Origin of the sequence: Moraxella sp. (genome assembly GCF_024227015.1) — a bacterium.
Taxonomy (GTDB): Bacteria; Pseudomonadota; Gammaproteobacteria; order Pseudomonadales; family Moraxellaceae; genus Moraxella.
This window is the reverse complement of record NZ_JAAELD010000367.1, coordinates 1-6969: the sequence shown is the minus strand read 5'-3', so window position 1 is coordinate 6969 and position 6969 is coordinate 1. Positions and strand designations below refer to the sequence as shown.

Annotated in this window: 8 protein-coding genes and 1 pseudogene; 3 read left to right on the top strand and 6 right to left on the bottom strand. The window is 47.9% G+C overall.

Annotated elements, in window-relative coordinates:
• The coding region (locus GY683_RS08590; protein WP_297288333.1) for a hypothetical protein at positions 1-372 on the top strand (372 nt) is incomplete at its 5' end.
• Between the two features lie 50 nt (positions 373-422).
• Here the strand turns inward: GY683_RS08590 and GY683_RS08585 are convergent.
• From GY683_RS08585 to GY683_RS08560, 6 genes are all read right to left on the bottom strand, one after another.
• Positions 423-1133 (bottom strand): ABC transporter permease subunit, encoded by a 711-nt coding sequence (locus tag GY683_RS08585; RefSeq protein ID WP_297288332.1) that lies wholly within the window; start codon positions 1131-1133, stop codon positions 423-425.
• On the bottom strand, positions 1130-1849 hold the full coding sequence (locus tag GY683_RS08580; RefSeq protein WP_036367013.1) for an ABC transporter permease subunit: 720 nt from the start codon (positions 1847-1849) through the stop codon (positions 1130-1132). The genes GY683_RS08585 and GY683_RS08580 overlap by 4 nt, the downstream gene beginning before the upstream one ends.
• Before the next feature lie 179 nt (positions 1850-2028).
• The gene (locus tag GY683_RS08575) at positions 2029-2805 is read right to left on the bottom strand and encodes a transporter substrate-binding domain-containing protein (RefSeq protein WP_297288331.1); all 777 of its coding nucleotides are present in this window, start codon (positions 2803-2805) and stop codon (positions 2029-2031) included.
• Between the two features lie 61 nt (positions 2806-2866).
• Positions 2867-3643 carry a transporter substrate-binding domain-containing protein gene (locus tag GY683_RS08570; RefSeq protein ID WP_297288330.1) on the bottom strand — a complete coding sequence of 259 codons (777 nt, stop codon included), beginning with the start codon at positions 3641-3643 and terminating at the stop codon, positions 2867-2869.
• A 28-nt stretch (positions 3644-3671) separates the two neighbouring features.
• On the bottom strand, positions 3672-4451 hold the full coding sequence (locus GY683_RS08565) for a transporter substrate-binding domain-containing protein (protein WP_297288329.1): 780 nt from the start codon (positions 4449-4451) through the stop codon (positions 3672-3674).
• A gap of 34 nt (positions 4452-4485) precedes the next feature.
• Positions 4486-5259, bottom strand: a complete 774-nt coding sequence (locus GY683_RS08560; protein ID WP_297288328.1) for an ABC transporter ATP-binding protein — start codon at positions 5257-5259, stop codon at positions 4486-4488.
• A gap of 255 nt (positions 5260-5514) precedes the next feature.
• Between GY683_RS08560 and GY683_RS08555 the strand changes: the two genes are divergently transcribed.
• Both GY683_RS08555 and GY683_RS08550 read left to right on the top strand, forming a co-directional pair.
• Positions 5515-6783 (top strand): glutamate-5-semialdehyde dehydrogenase, encoded by a 1269-nt coding sequence (locus GY683_RS08555; RefSeq protein WP_297288327.1) that lies wholly within the window; start codon positions 5515-5517, stop codon positions 6781-6783.
• A 44-nt stretch (positions 6784-6827) separates the two neighbouring features.
• Positions 6828-6969: pseudogene (locus tag GY683_RS08550) on the top strand (IS1595 family transposase); the annotation flags it as partial.

Below are 6969 nucleotides of genomic sequence, written 5' to 3'. Positions count from 1 at the left end.
GGCGCGCTCATTGGTGGTAATGTCAAGGCGGCAGAAAGCATTGGCGAAGGCACGCTATTAGCGACGGTTAGCGAGCGCTTGGTTGATGGCGATGTTGCAATCATTGCTTTGGTTCAAGAGAGTAGCGAGGATGTGCTAAATGACTTTTTCAATCAGTTTAGCGATACTACAGTCAGCCGCTGGGATGCTGTGGTTGTCCAAAAAGAAGTTCAAGAGGCTCTGGAAGTGCAAAAGGACTTGGCAATCAAAGCACGCGCAGATCTAAAGGTTAAAAAAGCCGAAGAGCGCCAAGATAATTGGGATGAGTTCAAGAACAACCTAAAAGCCAAATTTGACGAATTGGGCGATAAAATCAAAAAAGGCTTGGAATAAGCGTTAGAGTAAATGAAAAAACACCAGTCGCTTGCTGGTGTTTTTATTGATTAGGCGGTGGTTGGTGGTACGTAGTGTTTGTGCTTATTAATGTGGCTTTCAAAGAGCTTAAAGCCAAACATGATGATCCACGCCAAAATCAAATAAATCACACCAGCGGCAGCGTACATTTCGATGTGTAGGTAGTTCTTTGCCGCTAGGTTCTTGGCGGTCAAGGTCAGCTCCGTGATCGTAATCGACGCTGCCAGAGCACTGCCTTTTAGAATAAAAATCACCTCGTTGCTGTAAGCAGGAATCATGATGCCAAAAGCGCGTGGCAGCATGATTCGGCGGATTTTTTGGAATTTTGACATCCCGATGGCATCAGCAGCCTCAAGCTCGCCCTTAGGGATGGCAGCGATGGCGCCACGCACGATCTCTGCGATATAGGCAGCGGTATTTAGCGTGAATGCGATGATGGCACACCAGTACGCTTGCTTAAATACCGGCTCCCAAAGAAAGCTGTCTTTGATGAAATCAAACTGCCCAAGCCCCTGATAAATCAAGAAAATCTGAATCAATAGTGGCGTACCACGAAAGAAAAAGATATACAAAAAAGGCAGGGCTTTGATCCAAAGATGCTTAGATGAGCGCAGGAGCCCCAACACAACCCCAAGTATTAAGCCTAATACACAAGACAGTACCACAAGTTCGATGGTGGTCACTGATGCCTTTAGCATGGTGGGAAGATGCTCGATGACGGCTTGCCATTGTAGATTCATGCCTTATCTCCTTGTTTTAACAGTGACTTGGCATAGCGAGCGGCAGGGTTGGCGCGCCATTCAAAATGCGTCATAAACAGCGTGACAATGGTGGTCAATGCCAGATAGATGAGCGCTGCTGTGATGTAGAATGTAAAAGGCATTTGGGTGGTTTGGGCGGCACGACCTGAATAATACATGAGGTCTTGAAGTCCGATAAGCGACACTAATGCGGTGTCTTTTAGTAGCACTAAGGTTAGGTTGCCGATGCCAGGCAGTGCCACAAGCCACATCTGTGGCAGGATGATGCGTCTGACAGTCTGAGCAGGCGTCATGCCAAGGCTCTGAGCGGCTTCCCATTGACCTTTTGGGATGTCTTGAACCGCCATGCGAAATACTTCGGTGGCATACGCGCCAAACATGATGGATAAGGCTGCCACACCTGCCCAAAAGCGGCTCATGTCCACACGACCTGTGTAACCAATCTGAGCAGCGACAAGCTGTATGATGGCATCACCGCCAAAGAAAATGAAAAATACCATGAGCAGCTCAGGCACGCCGCGCACGACAGTGGTATAAATGTCTGCGATGCGTTGGAGTAGCCATACGCCAGATAGCTTGGCAGCTGCACCCAGTAAGCCAAGAATGAGACCAAAAATCAGACTAACAAAGCCTAACTGAATGGTGAGCCATGTGCCTTTCATTAAAATTGGGCCGTAGCCTTGTAGGTCAAACACGTTATTGCCTTATAAATGCCTTATCAAGAAAAGACGAACAAAAAATCCATAAAAACGGCTTGGACGATGACAAAGAGATTTGCCAAGCCCAAACCGCCTATTTTAACAAAATTTCACTTATCATGAAATGCTTATTTTTAAATCCATCCAAAAGCAGGGCTTAACCTGACTCGGCTGGTTTATTTTGTTAGCATCTCTTGTCCGAAGTGCTTCACAACGATCTCATCATAAGTGCCGTCCGCCTTGATGTCAGCCAGCGCTTTGTTGAACTTGCCAGCAAGCTCTGCATCTCCTTTATTGACCGCGATGGCGAATTTGTCGTTGATGTCGATGTCGTCGCCTTTGATTTCAAAGTTCTTGCCTAGGTCGCTTTTTAGCCATGTTAGGGCGGGCAGCTTATCAGAGATCATGACATCCACACGACCGTTGCCCAGATCCATGAAGGCGCCGTCCAGACTGCCGTGCAGCTGTGGTGTGACGCTTGGGTGGGCTTGTGATAGCCATTGGCTTGAGATGGTTGAACCTTGAGCGGTGATCTTGGCAGCTTCGATTTCACTGGCGTTGGCAGGGTTAAATGTGCTGTCTTTTTTTGCCAAGAATACTAGGGTGTTGGCAAAGTACGGCTCGGTAAAATCAACCTGTTCGATGCGCTCGGGCGTCACCGACATCGATGAGACGATGGCGTCGAATTTGCCGGCTTTTAGCGCAGGAATGATACCGTCCCAGTCTTGGGCTTCGATGGTGCATTCTGCTGCCATCTTGGTGCATAGCGCGTTTGCGATGTCTACGTCAAAGCCACCAAGTGAACCGTCGGTGTTGGTGTAGTTAAATGGGGCGTACGCGCCTTCGGTGGCGATGCGAATTTGATTTGAGTTGGTTGGCGCGGCTTCTTTATCGCCACCACAAGCGCTTACCAGAGCAGTTAGCGTAAGCGCGCTTAATAATTTTAGCTTCATGTTCATGTCCTTATAAATTGATATAGACAAATAGGGCGCATCTTGTGACACGCCCTAAGGATTATTTTACGATGTTTTGATCGAAGTATTTGCCGACAAGCTCATCGTACTTGCCAGATTCTTTTAGCTTGGCAAGTGCGGCATTGAATTCGCCTTTTAATGCATCATCCTTACGGAAAGCGATGGCGACGGTGTCATTGATGTCAATTGGTTCGCCTTTGACTTCAAATTCGGCGCCTTGCTCGGTTTTTAGCCAATCTAGGGCAGGAACGATGTCAGACATCATGCCATCAACGCGACCTGCACTTAGATCAAGGTAGGCGTTGTCTTGCTTGTCGTAGGTTTTTACGACAGCATTTGGATGATTGGCAGCCACATAATCAGCGGATACGGTGGCTTGCTGAGCGGCGATGTTCTTGCCATCAAGAGCGTTTACGTTCAGATCAACGCCTTTTTTGCCAAGCAATACCAAGGTGTTGTTAAAATACGCATCACTAAAATCGACCACTTTGGCGCGCTCTTCGGTGGCAGACATGCCAGCCATCACAGCATCAAATTTCTTGGCGTTTAGACCTGGGATTAGACCTTCCCAGTCTTGGCTTTGGATGTCGCATTGGGCTTTCATTTCTTCGCACAGTGCATTGGCAAGATCAATCTCAAAGCCCACCAAGTTACCGCTGTTATCTAGGTAGCTAAATGGCTTAAAGCTAGACTCGGTCGCGATGCGGATTTGCTTGGCGCTGTCGGCAGGCGCAGCAGATTCTGCAGGTGCTTTATCGCTACCACAAGCACTTACCAGAGCAGTTAGCGCAAGTGCGCTTAATAATTTTAGTTTCATTGTTCTCTCCTTTGGGCGGTTGTTGCGATTATTTGAAGTTCGCTGCTTCAAGCTCAGCCAGTTTGCCAGATTCTTTTAGCTTGACAAGTGCGGCGTTGATGTCTTCTTTTAGGGCGTCGCCTTTACGAACAGCGATACCTAGGTTGTCGTTATTGTCGATCTCTTCACCAACCAGACCAAAGCCTTCTTGGCCTTGTTTTAGCCATTCTGCCGCAGAGACTTTTTCTGCCATGACTGCCGCGTTGCGACCAGCTTTTAGATCAAGATAAGCGTTCATGTAGGTGTCGTACAGCTGCACGGTATTGCCATCTTTACCGTCATATTTCTCAGCGATGTAGGCGGCGCCAGTGGTTGAACGCTGACCACCTAGGATGGTGTTTTTGATGTTATTTGGGTCAAAGCTGCCATCGGTTTTTGATAACCATACGATGGTATTTGAAAAATATGGCTCAGAGAAATCAACCTGCTCTAGGCGCTCAGGTGTGATCGACATGCCTGCGATAATGGCGTCGTATTTGTTGGCGTTTAGACCTGGGATTAGCCCTTCCCAGTCTTGAGCGACGATTTCACATTTGGCGTTGATTTCGGCGCAGACCGCGTTGATCACATCTACGTCAAAACCGATGATTTTGCCATCTGGTGCGGTATCGTTGAATGGAGGGTAGGCAGCTTCGGTGGCGATTTTTAGTTCGCGAGCAGCAGGCGCGTCAGCTTTGGCAGCATCTGCATTGTCTGCAGGCTTGTCTTGATTACATGCTGTCAAGGCTAGGGCGATGGCAGCGATGCTACCGATTTTGGCGATGTTCATAAACGTTCCTTAAAACTAAAAATAAAACAATCAATCAGCGGTGCGATGCCATGAATTCACGCACGCGTTCAGATTTTGGGTTGTCAAATACTTCATCGGGAGTGCCAATCTCTTCGATGCGACCTTGGTGCAAAAAGACGATCTTGTCCGATACTTCACGCGCAAATCGCATCTCGTGCGTGACGATCAGCATAGTACGCCCCTCGGCGGCCAGCTCGCGCATCACTGATAACACTTCGTTCACAAGCTCAGGGTCAAGCGCCGATGTCGGCTCGTCGAACAGCAGTACCTGCGGCTTCATCGCCAAGGCGCGTGCGATGGCAACACGCTGGCGCTGACCGCCTGATAGGTTGTCAGGGTAGGCGTTTTTCTTGTCGAGCAGTCCTACTTTATCAAGTAGGCGTTCGGCTTCTGCGATGGCTTCGGCCTTGGATTGCCTTAGGACTTGGGTTGGGCCTTCGATGATGTTTTGGAGGATGGTTTTGTGCGGCCAAAGATTGAAGCTTTGAAAGACGAAACCGATTTTTGAGCGTAATTTTTCGAGTTGTTTTGGGTTTTTGGCAACCAGTTCGCCTTTTTTGTCGGTGAGAACCAGCTCTTCATTGCCGATGATGATCTTGCCGCTGCTTGGATTTTCTAGTAGATTAATGCAGCGAAGCAGGGTGGATTTGCCCGAGCCTGATGAGCCTAAGATGCTGATCACATCGCCGTCGTGCGCGGTTAAAGAGACGCCTTTTAGGACTTGCAAAGAGCCGTAATTCTTATGAATGTCTTGTAAATCTAGGGCGATGGGGCGAGTGTCGGTCATGATGGTTCTTTTTAAAATAAGTGTACGAAGCAGTCAAAATAACGAACAAAAGTATAAGTTCGTGAAATATAAAACATGAATTAGATATTTTCGCCAAAAGTGCACTAAAAGGCAAATGTTTTTCACGTTTTGGGTGAATTTTTTTGTATAAATTGGTAAATTTTAACCAAGCGTGGTTAATTTTGTCATTTTTGAATGGAAAAATTGGGGTTTGGTTGTTATGATAGGGCAAGTTTTAAGCAGTTAGGAGTGAGGATGAATACCCAAGAATACATGATGAGCGTCGGCAAAAAAGCACGAGCGACGTCACGTGCGTTGGCAGCGGCGAATACACGCACCAAGAATGCAGCACTTGGTGCCATTAAAGAAGCAATGATCGCCAATAAAGACGGCATCTTAAGCGAGAATGCCAAAGATGTCGCGAACGGTAAACAAAACGGGCTAGATGAGGCGCTGTTGGATCGTTTGGTGATTAATGAGTCGCGCTTTGATGCGATGCTGGCGTCCTTGGATGATGTGATTGGTCTGCCCGATCCGATCGGTGAGATTGATGACATGGTATATCGTCCGTCGGGCATTCAGCTGGGCAAGATGCGTGTGCCGCTTGGGGTGATTGGCATGATTTATGAGAGTCGCCCGAATGTCACGGTTGAGGCGGCAAGTCTTGCCATCAAATCAGGCAATGCCATCATCCTGCGCGGTGGCTCTGAGGCATATCATTCAAATCAGGCAATTGCAGCCTGCGTGCGTGCAGGATTGGATGCGGCAGGACTGCCAAGTGAAGCGGTTCAAGTACTAGAGACGACGGACCGCGCGGCGGTAGATAGCTTGATTACGATGACAGAGTTTGTGGATGTGGTGATCCCTAGAGGCGGTAAAGGTCTGATTGAGCGCATCGCTAAGGGTGCGCGCGTGCCCGTCATCAAGCACCTAGATGGCAACTGCCACACCTATGTGGATGAGTCGTGTGACATCGAGATGGCGATTAAAATCTGCGTCAATGCCAAGACCTCGCGCTACGCCCCATGCAATGTCATGGAGACGCTACTTGTTCATAAGAGCCGCACCGATGCACTGATCAAAATTCTAAACGCAATGCATGATGTTGATAATAATATGCAATTTTTCGTGTGTGCTGAGACGATGAAAGCTCTAAAAGACACGCACCTAAACATCCAAGCCGCCACCGAAGATGACTGGTATCAAGAATATCTTGCGCCCAAGCTTGCCGTTAAAATCGTAGATGAGCTGGACGATGCCATCACGCACATCAACCACTACGGCAGCCACCACACCGACGTCATCATCACCAATGACTATGCCAACATGCAAAAGTTCATTCGCGAGGTGGATTCATCAAGTGTGATGGTCAATGCATCGAGCCGTTTTGCCGATGGGTTTGAATATGGGCTGGGTGCTGAGATTGGTATCTCAACCGATAAGATTCACGCGCGCGGACCTGTGGGTCTGCATGGACTGACTTCCCAAAAATGGGTGGTGTTCGGACACGGTGAAGTGCGTTAATTTTTGGGGCTGAACTAGATTAGCAACTGTGCTATACTAGTTTTATGAAGATAACCCATTGTAAACTAAGCAAAAAAGTCCAGTTAAAACTACTAGAATTTTTTGTATTAGAAGTAACTGCTCGTTCATCGGCGGATTTGCTTAACATTCACGCCAATACAGCCATATTATTCTACCATAAAATCC